Here is a 21,703-nt window from a genome sequence, read left to right as displayed (position 1 = left end):
CGGAAGTGTTGAGGTTGAAGGTTGCGGACATACTTGCTTACACCCTGAGTGAGGCGCCCAGTTTTAAAAGCCGGCGCGCCTTTTGTCAATCACGAAAATCAGCGAACTCGGCGCGCATCCGGCCATTGTGCTTGGCCTTGTAGAGCAGATGATCGACCTGCTCGACGAACTCCAGGGCCGTCGCATGCATCGATGCCAGGGTGGTGCCGACGCCGAGGCTGATACTCAGCAGCTTCGATACGTTCGAGAATTCGTGGGGGATCTGCTGCTGGCGAATCAGGTGCAGGCATTTGCGCGCCACCAGCCGTGCGGATTCGGCATCGGTTTCCGGCAGCAGCCAGACGAACTCTTCACCGCCGATCCGGGCGATGAAATCCCGTGGCCGGTTCGCCGCCAGGGACAAGGTTTGCGCGACGCGGCGCAGGCATTCGTCACCCTTGATGTGGCCGTAGTGGTCGTTGTACTGCTTGAAGTAGTCGATATCCAGCACCATCACCGACAACGGCGAGCCGGTACGCTGGGCCGTGTTCCACTCGCGTTCCAGCACGGTATCGAACATGCGGCGGTTGGCGATGCCAGTCAGGCCGTCCTGGAAGGAATACTCTTCGAGCTGCTTTTGCAGCCGGATCAGGTGTTCTTCGGTTTTCTTGCGCTCGCTGATATCGAACATGAACCCCACCAGCGCCTCGACTTCACCGTCCTTGCGCACCACGTGCACCACATCGCGGATCCACACGTACTCGCCGCTGTCGGTCAGTGCCCGATAGTCGGCCTCGTGATCGATGCCGGCCCGCGATTGCGAGACACAGAAGTCCATCACGTAGTCGCGATCATCCGGGTGCATGCGCTCGACCCAGTCATTGACCGAGGCCCAGCTGTGCTGCTTCCAGCCCAGCAGTTCTTCGATCTGTGGTCCGATGTAGCTGAAGGTCATGGTTTTCCAGTCGATGCGCCAGGGAATGGCTTTGGTCGACTCAAGCAGGGTTTTGTAAACGTCGCTGTCGGTTTCGACTGAACTCATGAAGGGCCTGCCTCGATGAAAAATGCAGGGCCATCATGTTGCTAGCACTTTGGCGAATCAAGCGGGCAGCCGATGAATGGCACTCAGGCGTATCAGTGAGCAAGATTGTTCAAGCCATTGGCCGCCACAGCTGGCAAAGTCTCAGGTCTTTCCCTGTCTGTAGACTGTCATGTCCAACTCAATCATGCCGCGCAGTGCCTTTTTGCGCGGCGCTGCAGCGATCATGCCGCTGTCCCTGGCCACCGCGCCCTGGGGCTTGCTGGCCGGCTCCATGGCCATCGAAGCCAACCTCTCGCCCCTGCAAGGCCAGGGCCTGTCGAGCATTGTGTTTGCCGGTGCGGCGCAACTGGTGGCCATCGGCATGCTCAAGGGCGGCGCCGGGATCTTTTCGATCTTGCTCACCACGCTGTTGCTGACCTCCCAGCATTTGCTTTACGGGATGAGCATGCGTTCGGTGATTTCTCCATTGCCGGGGCGCTGGCGTGCGGGCCTGGGTTTCTTGCTCACCGATGAGCTGTTCGCCCTGACCAGCCAGCACGACAAGCAGCAATTCAACCGCTGGTACGCCCTGGGCGTGGGCCTGACCTTCTACATCGCCTGGAACCTCTTCACCCTGGCTGGCATTGTGCTCGGCAGCAGCATTCCGGGCCTTGAACACCTGGGCCTGGATTTCTCCATCGCGGCCACCTTCATTGCCCTGATCACCCCGGTGGTGCGCAACGTGCCGACTGTGGTGTGCGTGGCGGTGTCGCTGTTTTGCTCGGTGCTGTTCAGCTCCTGGCAATGGGGTTCAGCGCTGGTGCTGTCGGGGCTGGCGGGGATGACCGCCGGGTTTGCCTGCAATAAATTCTACGGTGGACGCACATGATGGTCTGGGCTGTGATTGTCGGAATGGGCGTGTTGGTGTTCCTCAACCGCTACGTTTTTCTCGAACCGCGCCTGCCGGTGCGCCTGAGCAGCAATGCCCGGCAATTCCTCGGGTTTGCCGTACCGGGCATGTTGACGGCTATCTGTGGGCCGATTGTGTTCATGCCGGAAAAACAGCTGAACCTGCACTGGGACAACCCCTATCTGATCAGCTCGCTGGTGGCGGTGGGGCTGGTGCTTTACACGCGCAACACGTTGCTCAGCATGCTGTTGAGCATGGGCTTTTTCTTTTTGCTGCGCTGGTGGCTCTGAGCGGAGCAGGGGAACTGATCTAAGCTTAAAGTGGATGACCGATCCCTTCAGGAAGCGAGGTGAACATGGCCAATGAACCCAAGCGTCCGGACCCGGAAGAAGACGTGGACGAACCCACGGAAGAAGAGATGGAGCAGCAGAAGCGTTCGATACCGGACTGGAAGCATCCTGACGACGGTAAGGAACTGTCAGAACCTGACCGCAAGTTCTGACCGGCACGCGAACACAACAAAGCCCCGCCATTGTAGGAGCGAGCTTGCTCGCGATGGGCTCAAGAGCACCGCGTTTAGCCAGTAAACACGCGTTATCGTTAACGACCATCGCGAGCAAGCTCGCTCCTACAATTTCCTTTCCATTCAGTGGGGCGTTGTCGTTATCGACAGATTCAAGGCACTTCCTTGATCAGCGCAGCGCCCTGGTTCCTGACATTTCCGACGGCCTTGTCCACCTTGTACCACTCAAATACGTGACTGACCTCGCCTTGGGATAACGCCATTTCCTCGGCTCTTTCCTTGGGCGTGGCCGGGTCCAGCCATTCCCGCGCCAGCTCGGGCGAGAACACCACCGGCCGCCGGTCATGCACGTCAAGCAGGCCGCCTGCGCTGTCCGCGGTGAGGATCACGAACCCGTCGTGCTCCCTGTGCGGGGCTCCGCCGATGGGGTACTGGCCGATGGCCGCACAGAAAGCCGGCGCGCGGTCCCGTCGCCGAATCAGCCAGGGCTGTTTGTTGCCGTCACCGGCGTCGACCCACTCAAACCAGTTATCGATCGGGCAGATCGCGCGATGCGGCCAGATGGCCCGGAAGTACGGGCCGTGGGCGACTTTTTCGACCCGGGCATTGGTCGGCTCCGTGCGATCCGTTGCCCAGTGCGGCCGCCAACCCCAGCGCACGGCGTCGGCGTGCAGCCGCTCGTTCTCCAGGTGCAGCAGGGCGAGTGGCGTGGTGGGCGCGGCGTTATAGTGCGCCAGGGGTTCGTTGCCGACGTGATTGACCAGCGCGTCGGGGATGCTCAGCACCGCCACGAAGTCGTGAATCCCGCGGTATTGCGACAGTCGTCCGCACATGGCCTGACACTCTGGTTGAGCGTTTTTTCAGTTTAGTAGCTGGCGACGAAACAGGCTTGGCAAGCGCCGGAACCAAAGCCTGTGTACCTTATCCAACCTCGGCCCGGCGTCTCGGGCGAAGGATTCCTGCCAACTTGCATTTCAATCGTGATGGTCTGGCCCAAGGCAAAAAATGAAACAGTGGTTCAAGTGTTTAACGGTGTGCGCCCTGGCCGTTGGCTTGCTGGGTTGTATCGCCGCCCCCATTGCAATGACGCCGCAGACCGAACAGCGTTTGCAGGCGCAACCGCCCATCCGTTTTCTGCTGACGTTCGATGACGGTCCCAGTGCATCGAGCTGGTGGAACCCGACCGTCACGGTGCTTGAGAGCCTGGCACAAAACCCGCTGCAGCCGGGGATCAAAGCCGTGTTCTTCGTGCAAACCCGCGCGCCGCGCGCTGGTGGCAGCGAATTGGGCCGGGACATCATGCGGCGCGAACACGCCGAAGGTCACATTCTGGGCTTCCACACCGCAACGCCCTGGCACACCAATCATCGCTCGCTGGAGCCGCAAGAACTGGAGCAGGCCCTGACCGATGGCAGCGCCGACATCGCGGCGATCACCGGCGCCCCCCCAACCCTGCTGCGCCCGCCATTCTGGAACTACGACAAGCGCACCTTCGCCGCTTATCAACAGCATGGCCTGCACGTGCTGCTCACGGACTTGAGCGCCAATGACGGCAAGATCTGGGGTTTCAATGCCAGCCCCCGGCGCCGCTCGCACATGCTGCGCTCGATGTCTGAAGTGCGCGAACGCATGGCTCGTGGCGAATTGCCGGTGGTCGACGGGGTGATTCCGGTCGTGGTGACATTTCACGATCTCAACCGCTATACCGCCCGGCATACCCGTGAATACCTGCAGATTCTGCTCGACAGCGCCCGGGAGACCGGGGTGAAAACCGCGGACAAGCCGTTTTACGACGACCAGGCTGCGCTACAGCGGGCGGCCATGGCGCGAACCGTGCGCGATGGCTCGCAGCCGGTCGAGTTGCCGGGGTTCTGGAACTGGATCTGGGGCGGGAACGCCCGTTAAAACGACCAGGAATGAGACCTGGGTAACAGTAATTGCGAATGATTTCTTGTGCAGATTCGCAAAGTGTATCTATTCTGAAACGGATCCAGTCCGATCTACTGTCGCCGAGGCACCGGCCATGGTTCCTATTTCAGTTCTTTGCAGCATTGTAGAGTCCGGTTTTGAGCCACTGTCGTGCGAATGTACGGAGAGTCTCGGGCTGCTGCGCATCGAAGTCTACGAACCCGTCACCGGGCGGGTGGAGCTGCTGATCAGCGGTGTCTCGACAGCCGAACTGACCAGCGTGCGTGCCATCTCTGATTTTATAGGCGAGTTGCGTACCGAGATGAAGGCAGGGCGCCGGGCTTTTGCCGGCTGATACTTCGCTGTTCGAATGTAAGCGCCGTCCTGTGGCGAGGGGGCTTGCCCCCGTTGGGGTGCGAAGCACCCCCAAAATGGTCCTTACGTTCATCTCCGGGAAACCGGGTAGCGGCTTTTAGGGCCGCTACGCGCCCCAACGGGGGCAAGCCCCCTCGCCACAGGTTATCGTCGTCTTACGCTGCCGGTGGCAACAGCTCATCAATCATCCGCAAACAATGGTTCAACCCCGGCGAAACATCGCCCACCCGTCGGCTGAGGATGATCGGCGAGGTCGCGTTGTCTTCCAGCAAGGGGGTGAAACCGATGTCGTCGCGGTGCAGCAACTGCACCGAGGCCGGTACCAGCGTGACCCCGATTCCCGCGCCCACCAGACCGATCGCCGTTTGCAGTTCGTTGGTCCACTGCGCGACGTGGATGCTCACGCCGTAGGACTCAAACAGCGCGATCACATGGTCGGCGTAACTCGGCCGTGGATTGCCGGGGTACAGCACAAAGGGTTCCCTGGCCAGTTCCCGCAGGCTGATGGGCCCGGCGAGCAACGGATGGCCGGCGGGCAGGGCGGCGACCAGGCGGTCTTCGGTGAGCACGGTCTGGACGATGGCCGGGTCGTCGATGCGGATCCGGCCAAAACCGATGTCGATGCGCCCGGCCTTCAATGCCTGCACCTGTTGCAGGGTGGTCATTTCCGACAGGCCCAATTCCAGCTCCAGCGGTTCGCCACTGCGTAAACGGCGGATCAGCTCCGGCAGCACGCCATACAGTGTCGATGGCGCAAAGCCGATTCCCAGCCAGGTCTTTTCACCCAGGCCGATACGCCGCGTGTTGTCGCAGACCTTGTTCAGTTGTTCGAGCAGGGCGGTGGAGTGCTCATGAAAGAATCGCCCGGCGTCGGTCAACTTCAGCGGGCGGCCGCGCTCAAGCAACATCACCCCCAGTTCGTCCTCCAGTTGCTGGATCTGCCGGCTCAACGGCGGTTGAGCAATGTGCAGGCGCTCGGCGGCGCGGGTGAAGTTGAGGGTCTGAGCCAGCACCTGAAAGTAACGCAGGTGACGCAGTTCCATGGGGCCTCCGGATGTTCAATTGAATACCTTTAAGGTATCAAGCCAGACCAATTCTATATTGGCCGCCCGGAAAAAGCCGTACGAGAATCCGACTCAGAACTTCAAGAACCTGACGGGTATCGAAATGCTTGCAACCGCCATTGAGTCGATCGAGACGATCATCGTCGATCTGCCGACTATCCGCCCGCACAAGCTGGCCATGCACACCATGCAGAACCAGACCCTGGTGATCGTTCGCGTGCGTTGCGCCGACGGCATCGAAGGCATCGGCGAATCCACCACCATCGGTGGCCTGGCCTACGGCAACGAAAGCCCGGACAGCATCAAGACCAACATCGATACGCACTTCGCACCCTTGTTGATCGGCCAGGACAGCGGCAACGTCAACGCCGCCATGCTGCGCCTGGAGCGCAGCATCCGTGGCAACACCTTCGCCAAATCCGGTATCGAAACCGCGCTGCTCGACGCCCAGGGCAAACGCCTTGGCCTGCCGGTCAGTGAATTGCTCGGTGGCCGCGTGCGTGATGCGCTCCCCGTCGCCTGGACCCTGGCCAGCGGTGACACGGAAAAAGACATCGCCGAAGCGGAAAAAATGCTCGACCTGCGCCGCCATCGCATCTTCAAGCTGAAGATCGGTGCCGGCGAGGTCAACCGCGACCTGGCCCATGTCATCGCCATCAAAAAAGCCTTGGGTGACCGCGCCAGCGTGCGTGTCGACGTCAACCAGGCGTGGGACGAAGCCGTCGCGCTACGTGCCTGCCGAATCCTCGGCAGCAACGGCATCGACCTGATCGAACAGCCGATCTCGCGCAACAATCGCGCCGGCATGGCTCGCCTGAATGCCATGAGCCCGGCGCCGATCATGGCCGACGAATCCATCGAATGCGTGGAGGATGCGTTCAACCTGGCCCGCGAAGGCGCGGCCTCGGTGTTCGCCCTGAAGATCGCCAAGAACGGCGGCCCGCGCGCCGTGTTGCGGACCGCCTCTATCGCCGAAGCAGCCGGTATCGCCCTGTACGGCGGCACCATGCTCGAAGGCGGCCTGGGCACGATGGCGTCGGCCCATGCCTTCGTCACCCTGAACAAACTGGCGTGGGACACTGAACTGTTCGGCCCGTTGCTGCTGACCGAAGACATTCTCAGCGAGCCGCTGGTGTATCGCGATTTTGAACTGCACGTGCCGAAAACACCGGGCCTGGGCCTGAACCTGGATGAAGAGCGCCTGGCGTTCTTCCGTCGCGACAAGACCACTCATCAAGCCTGAGGAGAGCATTATGCTGTTTCACGTAAAAATGACCGTGAACCTGCCGGTCGACATGAATCCGGAGGCGGCGGCCAGACTCAAGGCTGACGAAAAAGCCCTGGCCCAGCGCCTGCAAGAGCAGGGCAAGTGGCGTCACCTGTGGCGCATCGCCGGGCACTACGCCAACTACAGCGTGTTCGATGTCGACAGCGTTCAGGAACTGCATGACCTGCTGATGCAATTGCCATTGTTTCCCTACATGGCCATCGAAATCGACGCGATGTGCCGGCATCCTTCTTCCATCCGTGACGATGACCGCTGAGCCTCGCCTGTTCAGCTCGCTACGCCCATAATTACAAGATGAGGAACCCTGAAAAATGAACGTCAAGATTTCCCACACTGCCGAAGTCCAGAAATTTCTCGAAGAAGCCAGCGGCCTGCTCAACGACGCCGGCAATCCACGGACCAAGGCGCTGGTCTACCGCATCCTGCGTGATTCGGTGAACATCATCGAAGACTTGGCCGTGACCCCGGAAGAGTTCTGGAAAGCCGTCAACTACCTCAACGTGCTGGGCGCGCGCCAGGAAGCCGGGTTGCTGGTGGCCGGTATTGGCCTGGAGCATTACCTCGACCTGTTGATGGATGCCGAAGACGAGCAGGCCGGCAAGACCGGCGGCACTCCGCGCACCATCGAAGGTCCGCTGTACGTAGCCGGTGCGCCGTTGTCCGAGGGCGAGGCGCGTCTGGATGACGGCGTCGATCCGGGCGTGACCCTGTTCATGCAAGGCCGCGTGTTCAATACCGCCGGCGAACCCTTGGCCGGGGCCGTGGTGGACGTCTGGCACGCCAACACCGGCGGCACCTACTCGTACTTCGATGCCACGCAGTCGGAATTCAACCTGCGTCGCCGCATCGTGACCGACGCCGAAGGCCGCTACCGTTTCCGCAGCATCGTGCCGTCGGGCTATGGCTGCCCACCGGACGGTCCGACCCAGCAACTGCTCGATCAACTGGGCCGTCATGGCCAGCGCCCGGCGCACGTGCACTTCTTCATTTCCGCACCGGATCATCGCCACCTGACCACCCAGATCAACCTCGACGGCGATCAATACCTGCACGACGATTTCGCCTACGCCACCCGCGACGAACTGATCGCCAAGATCACCTTCAGCGACGATCAGCAGCGCGCGGCGGCCCATGGCGTGAGCGGTCGCTTTGCCGAAATCGACTTCGACTTCACCCTGCAGTCGTCTGCACAACCTGAAGAACAGCAGCGCCACGATCGGGTCCGCGCCCTGGAAGACTGACAGCAAATCCCTGTGGGAGCGGGCTTGCTCGCGAAAGCGGAGTGTCAGTCAACGTTGATGTTGAGGCTGATTCCGCCTTCGCGAGCAAGCCCGCTCCCACAAGGGGTATCGGTCAACTGTCCGGAAATGCCTCAAGCGCCTGACGCACTGTTCTAGAATGGACCGACGCAACCTATAACAACAACGAGAGTGACCTGATGATGCAAGCGCAACTGTTGAGTCAGCGCAGCCGGGTGTTCGACCATGCTGACCCTTACGCAGTGTCGGGCTACGTCAATCAGCACGTCGGTAACCACTGCATTCTCATGCCCCGTGCCTGCAACCCGCTGGCCAGCCTTGATCATCGCAAGTTCGCCAGCCTCGACCTGTGCCGCATCAGCTACGGTGCCAGTGTGCGCGTGACGTCCGGTGCGCTGGACAGCATTTATCACCTGCAAGTGCTGCTGCGCGGCAACTGCCTGTGGCGTGGACACGGCCAGGAGCATTACTTCGCCCCCGGCGAATTGCTGCTGATCAACCCCGACGATCCGGTGGACCTGACGTACTCTGCCGATTGCGAAAAATTCATCCTCAAGGTCCCGACCCGCTTGTTTGAATCGGTCTGCGATGAGCAGCGCTGGCGCTATCCGGAGCAGGGCGTGCGGTTTCTGGAAAACCGTTATCAGCTCAATGAACTGGAAGGTTTCGTCAACCTGTTGGCGATGATCTGCCAGGAGGCCGAATCCACCGAGCAGATCCCCAGGGTGCAGGAGCATTACACGCAGATCATCGTCAGCAAGATGCTCAGCCTGATGAGAACCAACGTCAGCCGCCTTGAGCTGGGCTCGCAGGCGGCCACGTTCGAAGCGCTTGCCGATTACATCGCCAATCACCTCAAGCAGGACATCGACAGCGAAGAACTGGCGCGCCAGGCCCACATGAGCTTGCGTTCGTTGTATGGATTGTTCGAACGCAATGCCGGTGACACACCGAAGAACTACATCCGCCGCAAGCGCCTCGAGTCCATCAAAGCCTGCCTCAGCGACCCGACCTGCAACGTGCGCAACATCACCGAAGTGGCCATGGACTACGGCTTCCTGCACCTGGGACGGTTCTCCGACAGCTATCGCAAGCAGTTCGGCGAATTGCCGTCCGATACCCTCAAACGCCGGCACTGAATCACACTCGATCTCCTGTAGGAGCTGGCTTGCCAGCGATGGCGTCCGCGCAGGCACACCGCGTCGCCTGAATCGCCGGCAAGCCGGCTCCTACAATGTCCGCGTATATCACTGCACAAAACGGATAAAGGTCTGCACCCCGCGGATACTCCCGCCTGATCCACCGTCCTAGCATGACCCCTGCCTGAACAATAACAATGGAGGCGGTGGCCATGACCCTGCGACCCGAATATTTGCATTCCCTGCTTGAAGACGATCCCGAGCAGGGCCTCTATCGCTGCAAGCGCGAGATGTTCACCGACCCGCGTCTGTTCGATCTGGAGATGGAACACATCTTCGAAGGCAACTGGCTGTACCTGGCCCACGAAAGCCAGATCCCCAACATCAACGACTTCTACACCACGACCATGGGGCGCCAGTCGATCTTCATCGCGCGCAACAAGGACGGTGTGCTCAACGCCTTCATCAACGCCTGCAGCCACCGTGGCGCGACCCTGTGCCGGCACAAATCCGGCAACAAGAGCTCCTACACCTGTCCGTTCCACGGCTGGACCTTCAACAACTCCGGCAGGCTGCTCAAGGTCAAGGATCCGGCCAACGCCGGTTATCCCGCGAGCTTCAACTGCGAAGGCTCCCACGACCTGACCCGCGTCGCGCGGTTCGAGTCCTATCGCGGCTTCCTGTTCGGCAGCCTCAAGGCCGATGTCCTGCCACTGGTCGAGCACCTGGGCGAGTCGGCGAAGATCATCGACATGATCGTCGACCAGTCCGCCGATGGCCTGGAAGTGCTGCGCGGCTCCTCCAGCTACATCTACGAAGGCAACTGGAAACTCACCGCCGAAAACGGCGCCGACGGCTACCACGTCAGCTCCGTGCACTGGAACTACGCGGCCACCCAGAACCAGCGTAAGCAGCGTGAAGCCGGTGACGCCAACCCGACCATGAGCGCCGGTAGCTGGGCCAGGCAGGGCGGTGGTTTCTATTCCTTCGACAAGGGCCACATGCTGCTCTGGACCCGTTGGGCCAACCCCGAGGACCGTCCGCTGTACGAGCGCCGCGATGAGCTGGCGCAGGATTTCGGCAAGGCTCGCGCCGACTGGATGATCGAGAACTCGCGCAACCTGTGCCTGTACCCCAACGTGTACCTGATGGACCAGTTCAGCTCGCAGATCCGCATCGCCCGGCCGATCTCGGTCAACCGCACGGAGATCACCATCTACTGCATCGCCCCGAAAGGCGAGAGCGACCACGCCCGTTCCAGCCGGATTCGCCAGTACGAAGATTTCTTCAACGTCAGCGGCATGGCCACGCCGGACGATCTGGAGGAATTCCGTTCCTGCCAGACCAGCTATCAGGGCAGCGTCACCACCTGGAACGACATGTCACGTGGCGCCGAGCACTGGATCGAAGGTGCAGACGAAGCCGCCAAGGAGATTGACCTGCACCCGCTGCTCAGCGGCGTACGCACCGAAGACGAAGGCCTGTTCGTGCTGCAACACAAGTACTGGCAGCAGACCATGCTCAAGGCCCTGGCTGATGAGCAGTCGAAACTGATCGCTGTGGAGGACGTGCAATGACCATCACCTACGACAGCGTGCGCGACTTTCTCTACCGCGAAGCGCGTTACCTCGACGACCGCCAGTGGGACGAGTGGCTGGAACTGTACGCCCCGGACGCGACCTTCTGGATGCCGTCCTGGGACGACAACGACGAGTTGACCGAAGATCCGCAGCGGGAAATCTCGTTGATCTGGTACGGCAACCGCACCGGCCTGGAAGACCGCATCTTCCGCATCAAGACCGAGCGCTCCAGCGCCAGCGTGCCGGACACCCGCACCTCCCACAACATCAGCAACATCGAGCTGCTCGAACAAGCCGACGGACTGTGCAAGGTGCGCTTCAACTGGCACACCCTGAGCTTTCGCTACAAGACCGTCGACAGCTATTTCGGCAGCAGTTTCTACACCCTCGACGTGCGCGGTGAAAACCCGTTGATCAAGGCCAAGAAAGTGATCCTGAAGAACGACTACGTTCGTCAGGTCATCGATGTCTACCACCTGTGAGGCGACCGACATGACCCATTCCATTGCTTTCAACTTTGAAGACGGCGTCACCCGTTTCATCGACGCCAACGTGGGCGAGACCGTGGCCGATGCCGCTTACCGCCAGGGCATCAATATCCCGCTGGACTGCCGCGACGGCGCCTGCGGCACTTGCAAGTGTTTTGCCGAAGCCGGTCAGTACGATTTGGGCGAGGAGTACATCGAAGACGCCCTCAGCCCTGAAGAGGCCGCGCAGGGTTTTGTCCTGACCTGCCAGATGCGCGCCCAAAGCGATTGCGTGGTGCGGGTGCCGACGTCCTCCGAGGTCTGCCGCACCCGTCAGGCCAGCTACGACGCGACCATCAGCGCCGTGCGCCAGCTGTCCGACAGCACCATCGCACTGTCGATCAAGGGCGAAGCCCTGAGCAAACTGGCGTTCCTGCCGGGGCAGTATGTGAACCTGGGAATCCCCGGCAGCGAACAGACCCGCGCCTATTCGTTCAGCTCGTTGCAGCGCGATGGCGAAGTCAGCTTCCTGATCCGCAACGTGCCCGGCGGCTTGATGAGCAGTTTCCTCACCGGCATGGCCAAGGCCGGCGATTGCATGAGCCTGGCAGGTCCCCTGGGCAGTTTCTACTTGCGTGACATCCGCCGGCCGTTGTTGCTGCTGGCCGGTGGTACGGGGCTGGCGCCATTCACCGCGATGCTGGAGAAGATCGCCGAGCAGGGCAGCGATCATCCGCTGCATCTGATCTACGGCGTGACCCACGATTTCGACCTGGTGGAAATCGACCGCCTCGAAGCCTTTGCCGCGCGTATCCCCAACTTCACTTTCAGCGCCTGCGTCGCCAGCCCCGAGGGCCAACATCCGCTCAAGGGCTACGTGACCCAGCACATCGAGCCAAAGCATTTGAACGAGGGTGATGTCGACGTCTACCTGTGCGGCCCGCCGCCGATGGTCGAGGCCGTCAGCCAGTTCATTGGCGAGCAAGGCATCGCGCCTGCGAACTTCTACTACGAAAAATTCGCCGCCAGCGCGGCGTGAGTCGACCCAATGTGGGAGCTGCGGTGCGGCGATTCGACTGGATCGCGAAGAGGCTGGAACATTCAGCATTGATGTCGTCTGTAAGTCCGCTTTCGCGGGCAAGCCCGCTCCCACAGTTGATGGGGGCGACCGCTGATTCTGTGCACGACACAGATCCATTGTGGGAGCGGGCTTGCCCGCGAAGAGGCTGGAACATTCAGCATTGATGTCGTCTGTAAGTCCGCTTTCGCGGGCAAGCCCGCTCCCACAGTTGATGGGGGGCGACCGCTGATTCTGTGCACGACACAGATCCATTGTGGGAGCGGGCTTGCCCGCGAAGGGGCTGGAACATTCAGCATTGATGTCGTCTGTAAGTCCGCTTTCGCGGGCAAGCCCGCTCCCACAGTTGATGGGGGGCGACCGCTGATTCTGTGCACGACACAGATCCATTGTGGGAGCGGGCTTGCCCGCGAAGGGGTCGGAACATTCAACAGAGATGTTGCGGATGAGACTGCCATCGCGAGCCAGCTCGCTCCCACAGGACTGCGTTTGGCCTGCATTTTCTTGATTGGCCGGAATTATTTGAGGTGTCCATGAACAGATTTCACGAAAAAATCGCGCTGATCACCGGCGCGGCCCAGGGCATCGGGCAGCGGGTGGCCGAGCGCATGGCAGCCGAAGGGGCGAAGCTGATCCTGGTGGATCGTTCCGAACTGGTGTTCGAAGTGCAGCAACAACTGGCGTCGACCACCCAGGTTTTGGCCCTGACCGCCGACCTTGAGCAATACGACGAATGCAGCCGGGTGATGCAAACCGCCGTCGAGCGTTTCGGGCGCCTCGATGTGCTGGTCAACAACGTCGGCGGCACCCTCTGGGCCAAACCGTTCGAGCACTACGAGGCGTCGCAGATCGAGGCCGAGGTCCGCCGTTCGCTGTTCCCGACCCTGTGGTGTTGCCATGCCGCACTGCCGTTCATGCTGGAGCAGGGCAGCGGGGCGATCGTCAACGTCTCTTCCATCGCCACCCGCAGCCTCAACCGCGTGCCCTACGGTGCGGCAAAGGGTGGGGTGAATGCCTTGACCGCCTGTCTGGCGTTCGAAACCGCCGGTCGTGGCGTGCGGGTCAACGCCACGGCGCCTGGCGGCACCGAAGCACCGCCGCGGCGCATACCCCGCAATGGTGCCGAGCAGAGTGAGCAGGAAAAGCTCTGGTATCAGCAGATCGTCGACCAGACCCTCGACAGCAGTCTGATGAAGCGCTACGGCACCCTGGATGAGCAGGCGGGGGCTATTCTGTTTCTGGCCAGCGACGAAGCGTCCTATATCACCGGCATGGTCATGCCCGTGGGGGGCGGCGATCAGGGCTGAGGCGAGTGGCGAACAACCCCATCGGCAAACGGAGTCAGGGTGATGAGTGACAAACCCACGATCGTGCTGGTCCATGGTTTCTGGGGCGGTGCCGCCCACTGGAACAAGGTCATCGCCAAATTGCTCAGCCGGGGCGACACGCACATTCGTGCCGTCGAATTGCCGCTGACTTCGCTGGCTGATGATGCCGAGCGTACGCGCAAGATGGTCGCCCAGGTGCCCGGTCCGGTGCTGCTGGTGGGGCACTCCTATGGCGGCGCGGTGATCACCGAAGCCGGCGACCAGCCGAATGTGGTCGGGCTGGTGTACATCGCCGCGTTCGCCCCGGACGCCGGTGAAAGTCCCGGCGGCATCACGCAACGTCACCCGCCTGCGGCAGCGGCCAACCTGACCCCGGACAGCGACGGCTACCTGTGGGTCAAGCCCGAGCTCTATCACGAGAGCTTCTGCCAGGACCTGCCGGCGACCGAAGGGTTGGTCATGGGCCTTACCCAGAAAGCGCCGCTGGCGAGCACCTTCGGCGACAGCATTGGCACGGTGGCCTGGAAGAACAAGCCATCGTGGTATCAGATCTCGACCGCCGACCGGATGATCGCGCCACAGAACCAGCAATGGATGGCCGCGCGGCTCAACGCCCGGGAGATTCTGACCCTGAACGCCAGTCATGCGTCATTGGCGTCGATGCCCGCCGAAGTGGCGGCCTTGATCGACAGGGCAGCGACGGCATTGGCCAACGGCTAAGGCCTACAAGCGCCGCACAAAGGCGTTGACGATACTGCGCATGGCATCGCTGATGTTCAGGTTGTGTAGTGCATCCAGCGGGTGCCAGATGCACTCGGTGATTTCGTTCAGCGGTCGCAATTGCTCCAGGTTCAGCACCGACACCTCGAAGACGTGGTGTCGGGTGCCGTCCGTTTCCAGCTCCAGCACGTATATCAACTCGTCCACCCGCAGACCGGTTTCCTCCCACAGCTCGCGCACGGCAGCATCGGCTGCGCTTTCACCCCGTTCGAGCTTGCCGCCAGGCAGCGTCCAGCGACCGCCTTGCTTGCGTACCAGCAGTACATGCCTGTCCTGCTCGCAGATGATGGTTGCGCGTACTTTCATGGGTTACCCGATGGCTGGTTGTCATGGAACAGGCAGGAAGAGGCAGCATTCGGGCCAGGACTGCAATTGCGCTGCCATTGGGTAGTTTGAGCTGCCAATGGGACGAAAAGTGCAACCGAAAGGGGGAATTTCCACGGCGACGTCTGGTCGGTATTTTGGAGAAGGGTGGGTGTAAGGTAAACAAGTCAACCTGATAGCACTGCCCAGGAGGAGGTGACCATGAGCGTTTCGATGCTGAACAAGATGCACATGAACGGCTATGACGTACTCAGCGTGAACAACGGCCCCTGGCGGGTATGCACCCAGGGTGACCGGCTTGGCTCGTTCAACAGTCGAGAGGAGGCATTGGCGTTTGCCGCGTCACTGCCCGGCTACAGGGCTCGTGCCGGCAAGCCTGCAGGCAGCCATCAAACAAAATGACCCCCTGTAGGAGCGAGCTCGCTCGCGAAAAACGTCCGGACAACGCGTTCATTCAGACAGGGCGCGTCATCGTTGACGTCCATCGCGAGCGAGCTCGCTCCTACAAATAGCGCGCTAGTACCCACCCCCTCCGCTGGGCCGGGAGGGCTCCCGGGCCTTTTGCTGCGCGTGACTCCATTCCGCGCAGGTCATGAAGCTCTTGTGGTCGACCATGCCGCGGCCATCGAAACTGACGTTGTACGCCTGCTGATGACCGGCCTGAGTCAGTTTGTAGTCAAAGCAGGTACCGGCTTCAACAGTACGATCAGTCACCGCCAGGGGTTGGCCGCCGATTTGCCGGACTTGCTCCCGGGTCATGCCGGTGTCGACTTTCGCCACCAGCGGCTGGTCCTGATAGATCGAGTTGGTGCTGCAGCCTGCCAACGCGGTCAGTACGGCGACCAGCGTGAATAGAGGCCTGTTCATGGCAGCGCTCCCGCTATTGAGCCTTGTTGCGGCTAATGACCTTGGCTTTCACTTCCTCGGCATAGCCAGCCAGTTTTTGTTCATCACCCTGAAACAAAGCACACAGTCTTTGCACGGCTTGCGCGTCGCCTTCGCTGCCAAGCTCGCGCAACCGCTGCTCAATGCGCAAAAGCTCCACCGCCGACCAGCGCAAATCTGACGCAAGCCCTTGCAGGTCACGCCGAAGTTCCTGTTCCGAATCGTTAAGCCACATGATGACCTCCTGAACACTGCATTCCGCAATGTTAGACCCGTTTACCGGACCGGATGTTGTGTTGTCTGAGTCAGCGGGGTTTCCTTTGGTCGGGAAAAGCGAACAGGACAATGCGCTGTCCTGCTCTAGTGCCGGTGTTCTCAAGCCAGGATGACGTCAAATGACAGCCTGCAAGGAACTAACTGGGCAAAGTGATATCAATGACTCGCCGAATCGTCGGGATGGATGTACGGTCGGCGGCAAGCTACATTTTCTCTTTTCGAATTTAAGGAAACAGCATGCGGATGTTGATGGGGGGAGTCGCGCTGGCATTGCTGGGCGGATGTTCGTTGCCGGCGTCGCTGGTACCGGGCGAGCCGAATGTCAGCAAGCACAGCGATAAGACGCCAAAAGAGTATGCGGCGTGCGTTTTGCCGGCCTGGCAGAAGGAAGTATCGAATACGACCCAGGTTTCGATTTCCAACGGCTACCGGATCACCGCACCAAGCGTGATAACGGCCGATGAAGTGCTGGATATCGTGAAATACAAGGATGGCAGCCAGATTTCGCTGTATCAGGGGCCACCTTGGGCCAAATCCGGCGACCTGCGCAAAATCGTGCGCGACTGCCTTTAAGCGCGAAAGGGTGAAAATCGGTCACCGACCGTTTTTCGCCTGAGCTGAGAAAAACCGGATGCCTGGCGTGCATCCGGTTTTATGTGGATCAGTCTGAAAGGTTGGTCGCAGGAATGATCTGCTCACTGGCCTGGGCACTGCTTTTCCTTTCCCGACGCTCGTTCATCCAGCTCTCCACCTTGACGCCGAATTCGGCCGGGGCCTTGCGCCCGAATTTCCTGGCGATGTCGAGGATGGTTTGCTGGGTGAGGGCCTCTTCCATGCGTTTTTGCGCAACCATCATCGCCCCATGGACCGCGCACGGACCGTCCAGTGCCCAGGCCGGCGGGGTGCCGTCGAACACTGCGCAACGGCCACGGATTTCCCGGCAATCGAAGATCGACTTGCGGCCGTCGATGGCGTTGACGATATCCAGCAGGGTGATTTCGTCGGCGGGCCGGGCCAGCTTGAAGCCTCCGCGCATGCCTTCGGTGGCGACCACCAGTTTGCCTTTGGCCAGCTTGGTGAAGATTTTCGCCAGATAGTCAAGGGGAACGCCTTGCAGTTCGGCAAGGTCGCGCACACTCGCTTCGCGCGAATCGCCACCGTTGCCGACGAGAAAAAGCAGGCAGTGGATGCCGTACTCGACACCCGCGCTGTAAAGAGACATACAAATCTCCGACTTGATTAGTCGCCAATTCTAGCAGCAGAGCCTAAGCCAGGCAATGAATCGTCGCGCCCTGAAATTTTTTTGTCTGCTCGAAAAATCCTTGTCATGCGCGTTCTTGAGGCTTTTCTGCCGAAGCATCGACGGGTTCGATGGCGGCCATCAAAAAAAACCGGTTGCGGGATTTAACTAGGATCAATACAGTCGTAGTTGTTCGAGCGGCACAGGTCGGCGGTTCTCGAAAAACACCGACCTCGTGCCCGCTCCCGATGAGCGTGACTCATAACCCTTGTTACCCCCTGGAGTTAAAGATGAAACAGCACATTCTGGTGATCGGCGCAGGTTTCGGTGGCATGTGGACCGCTTTGAGTGCCACGCGCCTGTTCGACATTCACGGCCACAACGACGTTGAAGTGACCGTGCTGGCGCCCCAGGCCGAGCTGCGTGTGCGTCCGCGCTTCTACGAACCGAACGCCCATCAACTGGCTGCGCCGATCGGAGATCTGTTCGATGCTGTAGGGGTCAGGTTCATCAAGGGCGCGGCGCAGACCATCGATGTCGAGCAAAAACAGGTCGGCTATGTCGATGCCGCCGGTGCCCGACAAGTCTGCAGCTACGACAAACTCGTTCTGGCCACCGGCAGCGGCCTGGCTTCGCCAAACACCCCGGGCGTGGCCGAACATGCGTTCGACGTCGACCAGATCGAACAGGCGGTGCGCCTGGAAAACCACCTCAAGGCGCTGGCCAATCAGCCCGAAAGCAACGCACGCAACACGGTGGTGGTGGCCGGTGGCGGTTTCACCGGGATCGAAACGGCGACTGAAATGCCGACCCGCCTGCGGGCCATCCTCGGCGACCGTGCCGACATCAATGTGATCATCGTTGACCGTGGCGATAAAATCGGCGGCTCGATGGGCGAGGAAATCGCCGAATCGATCGTCGAGGCCAGTGTGGCGACCGGCGTGAAATGGCACTTGAAAGCCTCGGTCGTGTCGGTCGATGCCAATGGCGTCACCCTGTCCGACGGTGCGCGTATCGATGCCAGGACCGTGGTCTGGACCACCGGCGTTCGCGCCAGCTCCCTGACCGAACAGATCCCGGCCGAACGCGATCGCCTGGGCCGCCTGCATGTCGACGCCCACCTGAAAGTGATTGGCCAGGACGACATCTTCGCCACCGGCGACGTGGCCTACGCAGCCAGCGACGAGATCGGCAACTACGCCCTGATGACCTGCCAGCACGCGATTTCGCTGGGCCGTCATGCCGGCAACAACGTGGCGGCGCAGATCCTCGGAGTCGACCCGACGCCGTACAGCCAGCCCAAGTACGTGACCTGCCTCGACCTCGGCGCCTGGGGCGCGGTCTACACCGAGGGTTGGGACCGCCAGGTCAAGTTGGTCAAGCATGAGGCCAAGGCATTGAAGACCCAGATCAACACCCAGTGGATCTACCCACCGGCGGCTGATCGTGTCACTGCGCTGGCTTCGGCGGATCCGATGATTCCTGTGGCCTGAGTCGTCAATCGCGTTGATTGAACAACGTTGTTCGAAAAAATCCCGCCCAGGGCAGCCAGGGCGGGATTTTTGATTATTCACGGATTACCGGGAAAGACGTGGTTGATCTACATAAGGATGAAAAAGAGCTCGCTATCGCGCTAACCGGGCTCGATGCGTCATTCCTTGTAACAGCCACGCGTATCGACATGCACTTCCAAAATGCGGAAGCGTCCTACGCGATTGTCAGAAATGCCTGATTTTCATTCCAGCCAACCTCTTGAATGCTTTCGCCCCCCCAGGACTCGGGTGAAAGCACAGCCTTTCCTGCACGTCCCCCGCCTCAGACCAGGAAGGCCTGACCATGAGCACCGCACTGCGCACCTTCTTCGACCACAGCCGCCACACACTCAAGATCGACCAGCTCGACACCCACCTCGACGTCCTCACCTTCGAGGGCCATGAGTACCTTAGCCAACCCTACCTCTACCGCATCGAATTCACCGCCAGCGACCTCGACATCGGCGCGGAAAAATTCATCGGCCAGTACGCCGAGTTCAGCCTGTACGACGCACCGTCCAACGTGCCCGTGTTCGACTGGGAAGTACCCAGGCCGCCCAAGCCCCTGCGCACCGTCTATGGCCGCATCACCGCCTGCCAGCGCCTGTCCGGCTCAATCGACGAAGCCCGCTACGAAGTCACCCTGCAACCGCGCCTGGCCCTGCTTGATCGCGGCCAGCAAACGCGGATCTATCAGCACCAGTCCGTGCCGGACATCGTCAAAAGCATCCTGCGCGACCGCCACGGTCTGGACACCGGGCACTTTCGCTTCAACCTCAAGCGCGAGTACCCGCAGCGCGAGCAGGTCATGCAGTACCAGGAAAGCGACCTGGCCTTCATCAGCCGGATCCTGGCCGACGTCGGCATCTGGTACCGCTGCATCCAGCACGAAGAGCTCGCCTTCGACGTCGTCGAGTTCTGCGACGACCAGCGCTGCTACCAGTTCGACGTCGAACTGCCGCTGCGCTCGCCGTCGGGCTTCAGCAACAGTGAGCAGGACAGCGTCTGGGCCCTGAAAACCCGCCACCGGGTGGTGGAACAGCAGGTCAGCGTACGCGCCTATCACCCCGACGACAGCCGTGCCTTCCTCGACGGCGAGGTCGACCAGACCCGCGGCGAGCCCGCCACCCACGGTGTGGCCACAACCCGCGGCGTCGCCGACAACACCTACGGCGACGCCTACCACTACGCCGAACCCTACCGCGTGCTCGGCAAGTCCCACCTGCGCGACGAAGACCTGCAAAGCGAAAGCGGCTTTTTCTATGCGCGCCTGCGCCACGAACGCTACCTCAACAACCAGACCCACCTCAGCGGCACCAGCAGCAGCGCCACCCTGGCCCCAGGTCAGGTCCTGACCATCAGCGGCGACGCCCCCAAGGCCTTCGCCTCCCGGGTGGTGATCACAAAGATCACCACGCGCGCCGCCCGCGACCGCAGCCTGACCTGCGATTTCGAAGCCATGCCCTACGCCTTGCGCCTGTGCTTTCGCCCAGAAGTACCGCCCAAACCACAAATCGCCGGCACCCTGCCAGCGCGCGTTACCCACCCCCAGAGCAACCCCCTGTACACCGAAATCGACATGCAAGGGCGCTACCGGGTCAAGTTCCTCTTCGACCGCGACACCTGGCCCGCCGGCCGCGAAAGCAAATGGCTGCGCCAGGCCCGCGCCTACGCCGGCGACACCTACGGCCTGCACCTGCCGCTGATCGCCGGCACCGAAGTGGCCATCGCCTTCGAACAGGGCGACCCGGACAAACCCTACATCGCCCACGCCCTGCACGACGACCAGCACCCCGACCTGGTGACCCAGCGCAACGACCACCGCAACGTGCTGCGTACGCCGGCCAATAACAAGTTGCGCATGGACGACACGCGGGGGCAGGAGCACATCAAGCTCAGCACCGAGTATGACGGCAAGAGTCAGCTGAATCTGGGGCATCTGGTAGATGGCCAGCGGAAGAAGCGTGGGGAAGGGTTTGAGCTGAGGACGGATCAGTGGGGGAGTTTGCGGGCGGGCAAGGGCCTGTTCATCAGTGCCGATGCACAGGCCAAGGCGCAGGGCCCGGTGCTGGACATGGACGCTGCCGTCGGCCGCCTGCAACAGGCCGGCGAACAGCTGCAAAAGCTGTCGGTCGACGCCCAGGCCGCCAATGCCAATCCGGCGGACGTGGCAGCACAGCTGAACCTGCTGCGCCAGGACCTCGAACAGCTCAAGTCCCAGGTCCTGCTGCTCAGCGCACCGCAAGGCATCGCCCTCACCAGTGGCCAGCACCTGCAACTGGCGGCCAAGGACAACCTGATGCTCAACGCCGGTGGCGAGGCCGACCTCAGCGTGGTCAAGCGCCTGTTCATCGGCGTCGGCCAGGGGCTGAGCCTGTTCGTGCGCAAGCTCGGGATCAAGCTGATCGCCAATCAGGGGCCGATAAGCGTCCAAGCGCAAAACGACAAGCTGGAACTGATCGCCCGCCATGGCCTGGAGATCACCAGCACCGAGGACGAAGTCCGCATCACCGCCAAGAAAAAAATCATCCTCAATGGCGGCGGCAGTTACCTCACCTTGGAGCAGAGCGGCATCGAATCGGGCACAGCGGGCGACCACAAGGTCAAGGCGGCGCATTTCGAGTACAGCGGTGCGGTCACGCAAGTACCGGAGATACCCGTGCTGCCGCCATTGCACGATTACGCGACCAAGCATCTGGGCTTGACCAAAATCTCCGGTTAATCCGGAACGCGCTGCTTCATCACAA

26 protein-coding genes are annotated in these 21,703 nt (G+C 61.2%); 19 read left to right on the top strand and 7 right to left on the bottom strand.

The window, feature by feature from the left end; genetic code table 11:
- Positions 1 to 85: 85 nt before the first annotated feature.
- Positions 86 to 1,021 (bottom strand): GGDEF domain-containing protein, encoded by a 936-nt coding sequence (locus AB7M25_RS19295; RefSeq protein WP_429388734.1) that lies wholly within the window; start codon positions 1,019 to 1,021, stop codon positions 86 to 88.
- Positions 1,022 to 1,190: 169 nt separating this feature from the next.
- Here AB7M25_RS19295 and AB7M25_RS19290 point away from each other — a divergent pair, with 169 nt between their 5' ends.
- The 3 genes from AB7M25_RS19290 (at position 1,191) to AB7M25_RS19280 (ending at position 2,412) form a co-directional block, all read left to right on the top strand.
- Positions 1,191 to 1,889, top strand: a complete 699-nt coding sequence (locus AB7M25_RS19290; protein ID WP_454237854.1) for an AzlC family ABC transporter permease — start codon at positions 1,191 to 1,193, stop codon at positions 1,887 to 1,889.
- Entirely contained in the window at positions 1,889 to 2,200 is a 312-nt protein-coding gene (locus AB7M25_RS19285) for an AzlD domain-containing protein (protein ID WP_015095729.1), read from the top strand. Before AB7M25_RS19290 ends, AB7M25_RS19285 begins: the two co-directional genes overlap by 1 nt.
- A 65-nt stretch (positions 2,201 to 2,265) precedes the next feature.
- Positions 2,266 to 2,412 (top strand): hypothetical protein, encoded by a 147-nt coding sequence (locus tag AB7M25_RS19280; protein ID WP_454237853.1) that lies wholly within the window; start codon positions 2,266 to 2,268, stop codon positions 2,410 to 2,412.
- A 173-nt stretch (positions 2,413 to 2,585) separates the two neighbouring features.
- Here AB7M25_RS19280 and AB7M25_RS19275 read toward each other — a convergent pair whose 3' ends face one another.
- Complete coding sequence (locus AB7M25_RS19275; RefSeq protein WP_429388730.1) at positions 2,586 to 3,266, bottom strand: SOS response-associated peptidase family protein; 681 nt, start codon at positions 3,264 to 3,266, stop codon at positions 2,586 to 2,588.
- Positions 3,267 to 3,438: 172 nt separating this feature from the next.
- Here AB7M25_RS19275 and AB7M25_RS19270 point away from each other — a divergent pair, with 172 nt between their 5' ends.
- Together AB7M25_RS19270 and AB7M25_RS19265 are read left to right on the top strand one after the other, a co-directional pair.
- On the top strand, positions 3,439 to 4,338 hold the full coding sequence (locus AB7M25_RS19270) for a polysaccharide deacetylase family protein (RefSeq protein ID WP_429388728.1): 900 nt from the start codon (positions 3,439 to 3,441) through the stop codon (positions 4,336 to 4,338).
- Between the two features lie 118 nt (positions 4,339 to 4,456).
- Positions 4,457 to 4,696, top strand: coding sequence for a DUF1652 domain-containing protein (locus tag AB7M25_RS19265; protein WP_428609273.1), 240 nt, complete (start codon positions 4,457 to 4,459; stop codon positions 4,694 to 4,696).
- A gap of 175 nt (positions 4,697 to 4,871) precedes the next feature.
- Here the strand turns inward: AB7M25_RS19265 and AB7M25_RS19260 are convergent, their stop codons facing one another.
- Positions 4,872 to 5,759, bottom strand: coding sequence for a LysR family transcriptional regulator (locus AB7M25_RS19260; protein ID WP_429388726.1), 888 nt, complete (start codon positions 5,757 to 5,759; stop codon positions 4,872 to 4,874).
- A 124-nt stretch (positions 5,760 to 5,883) separates the two neighbouring features.
- Between AB7M25_RS19260 and AB7M25_RS19255 the strand changes: the two genes are divergently transcribed.
- The 9 genes from AB7M25_RS19255 to AB7M25_RS19215 all read left to right on the top strand — a co-directional run bounded on the left by AB7M25_RS19255 (position 5,884) and on the right by AB7M25_RS19215 (position 14,639).
- Positions 5,884 to 7,023: a muconate cycloisomerase family protein gene (locus AB7M25_RS19255; RefSeq protein ID WP_454237852.1), complete on the top strand. Its 1,140-nt coding sequence runs from the start codon at positions 5,884 to 5,886 to the stop codon at positions 7,021 to 7,023.
- Between the two features lie 10 nt (positions 7,024 to 7,033).
- Positions 7,034 to 7,324: a muconolactone Delta-isomerase gene (catC, locus tag AB7M25_RS19250; protein WP_007978984.1), complete on the top strand. Its 291-nt coding sequence runs from the start codon at positions 7,034 to 7,036 to the stop codon at positions 7,322 to 7,324.
- Between the two features lie 55 nt (positions 7,325 to 7,379).
- The gene (catA, locus tag AB7M25_RS19245) at positions 7,380 to 8,309 is read left to right on the top strand and encodes a catechol 1,2-dioxygenase (RefSeq protein ID WP_454237851.1); all 930 of its coding nucleotides are present in this window, start codon (positions 7,380 to 7,382) and stop codon (positions 8,307 to 8,309) included.
- A gap of 197 nt (positions 8,310 to 8,506) precedes the next feature.
- The gene (locus tag AB7M25_RS19240) at positions 8,507 to 9,466 is read left to right on the top strand and encodes an AraC family transcriptional regulator (RefSeq protein ID WP_429519514.1); all 960 of its coding nucleotides are present in this window, start codon (positions 8,507 to 8,509) and stop codon (positions 9,464 to 9,466) included.
- Positions 9,467 to 9,678: 212 nt separating this feature from the next.
- Entirely contained in the window at positions 9,679 to 11,043 is a 1,365-nt protein-coding gene (gene benA / locus AB7M25_RS19235; RefSeq protein WP_454237850.1) for a benzoate 1,2-dioxygenase large subunit, read from the top strand.
- The gene (gene benB / locus AB7M25_RS19230) at positions 11,040 to 11,528 is read left to right on the top strand and encodes a benzoate 1,2-dioxygenase small subunit (protein WP_454237849.1); all 489 of its coding nucleotides are present in this window, start codon (positions 11,040 to 11,042) and stop codon (positions 11,526 to 11,528) included. Before benA ends, benB begins: the two co-directional genes overlap by 4 nt.
- A gap of 10 nt (positions 11,529 to 11,538) precedes the next feature.
- A complete protein-coding gene (benC, locus tag AB7M25_RS19225; protein ID WP_454237848.1) occupies positions 11,539 to 12,552 on the top strand; it encodes a benzoate 1,2-dioxygenase electron transfer component BenC in 1,014 nt (337 codons plus the stop codon).
- A 572-nt stretch (positions 12,553 to 13,124) separates the two neighbouring features.
- Positions 13,125 to 13,898, top strand: coding sequence for a 1,6-dihydroxycyclohexa-2,4-diene-1-carboxylate dehydrogenase (locus AB7M25_RS19220; protein ID WP_454237847.1), 774 nt, complete (start codon positions 13,125 to 13,127; stop codon positions 13,896 to 13,898).
- Positions 13,899 to 13,940: 42 nt separating this feature from the next.
- Positions 13,941 to 14,639 carry an alpha/beta hydrolase gene (locus AB7M25_RS19215; RefSeq protein ID WP_454237846.1) on the top strand — a complete coding sequence of 233 codons (699 nt, stop codon included), beginning with the start codon at positions 13,941 to 13,943 and terminating at the stop codon, positions 14,637 to 14,639.
- 3 nt (positions 14,640 to 14,642) lie between these two features.
- On the opposite strand, the gene AB7M25_RS19210 is transcribed toward AB7M25_RS19215, so the two are convergent.
- A complete protein-coding gene (locus AB7M25_RS19210; protein ID WP_454237845.1) occupies positions 14,643 to 15,005 on the bottom strand; it encodes an NUDIX hydrolase in 363 nt (120 codons plus the stop codon).
- Positions 15,006 to 15,224: 219 nt separating this feature from the next.
- Between AB7M25_RS19210 and AB7M25_RS19205 the strand changes: the two genes are divergently transcribed.
- Entirely contained in the window at positions 15,225 to 15,425 is a 201-nt protein-coding gene (locus AB7M25_RS19205) for an SPOR domain-containing protein (RefSeq protein ID WP_102701582.1), read from the top strand.
- Positions 15,426 to 15,539: 114 nt separating this feature from the next.
- On the opposite strand, the gene osmE is transcribed toward AB7M25_RS19205, so the two are convergent.
- On the bottom strand, positions 15,540 to 15,890 hold the full coding sequence (osmE, locus tag AB7M25_RS19200; protein ID WP_429388706.1) for an osmotically-inducible lipoprotein OsmE: 351 nt from the start codon (positions 15,888 to 15,890) through the stop codon (positions 15,540 to 15,542).
- Between the two features lie 13 nt (positions 15,891 to 15,903).
- Positions 15,904 to 16,143 (bottom strand): hypothetical protein, encoded by a 240-nt coding sequence (locus AB7M25_RS19195; protein ID WP_104448762.1) that lies wholly within the window; start codon positions 16,141 to 16,143, stop codon positions 15,904 to 15,906.
- A gap of 278 nt (positions 16,144 to 16,421) precedes the next feature.
- Here AB7M25_RS19195 and AB7M25_RS19190 point away from each other — a divergent pair, with 278 nt between their 5' ends.
- Positions 16,422 to 16,757, top strand: a complete 336-nt coding sequence (locus tag AB7M25_RS19190; RefSeq protein WP_218480568.1) for a hypothetical protein — start codon at positions 16,422 to 16,424, stop codon at positions 16,755 to 16,757.
- Between the two features lie 88 nt (positions 16,758 to 16,845).
- Here the strand turns inward: AB7M25_RS19190 and AB7M25_RS19185 are convergent, their stop codons facing one another.
- Complete coding sequence (locus AB7M25_RS19185) at positions 16,846 to 17,406, bottom strand: RrF2 family transcriptional regulator (RefSeq protein ID WP_429388702.1); 561 nt, start codon at positions 17,404 to 17,406, stop codon at positions 16,846 to 16,848.
- Between the two features lie 308 nt (positions 17,407 to 17,714).
- Here AB7M25_RS19185 and AB7M25_RS19180 point away from each other — a divergent pair, with 308 nt between their 5' ends.
- From AB7M25_RS19180 to AB7M25_RS19170, 3 genes are all read left to right on the top strand, one after another.
- Positions 17,715 to 18,917 carry an NAD(P)/FAD-dependent oxidoreductase gene (locus AB7M25_RS19180; protein WP_429561657.1) on the top strand — a complete coding sequence of 401 codons (1,203 nt, stop codon included), beginning with the start codon at positions 17,715 to 17,717 and terminating at the stop codon, positions 18,915 to 18,917.
- Positions 18,918 to 18,934: 17 nt separating this feature from the next.
- A complete protein-coding gene (locus tag AB7M25_RS19175; RefSeq protein ID WP_429519506.1) occupies positions 18,935 to 19,156 on the top strand; it encodes a hypothetical protein in 222 nt (73 codons plus the stop codon).
- A 104-nt stretch (positions 19,157 to 19,260) separates the two neighbouring features.
- The gene (locus AB7M25_RS19170; protein WP_454237844.1) at positions 19,261 to 21,678 is read left to right on the top strand and encodes a type VI secretion system Vgr family protein; all 2,418 of its coding nucleotides are present in this window, start codon (positions 19,261 to 19,263) and stop codon (positions 21,676 to 21,678) included.
- The last annotated feature ends 25 nt before the right edge of the window (positions 21,679 to 21,703 follow it).

This window comes from Pseudomonas sp. AP3_22 TE3818 (assembly GCF_053628995.1).
The sequence above is the reverse complement of the archived record's forward strand: the minus strand, read 5'-3'. Positions and strand labels throughout refer to the sequence as shown.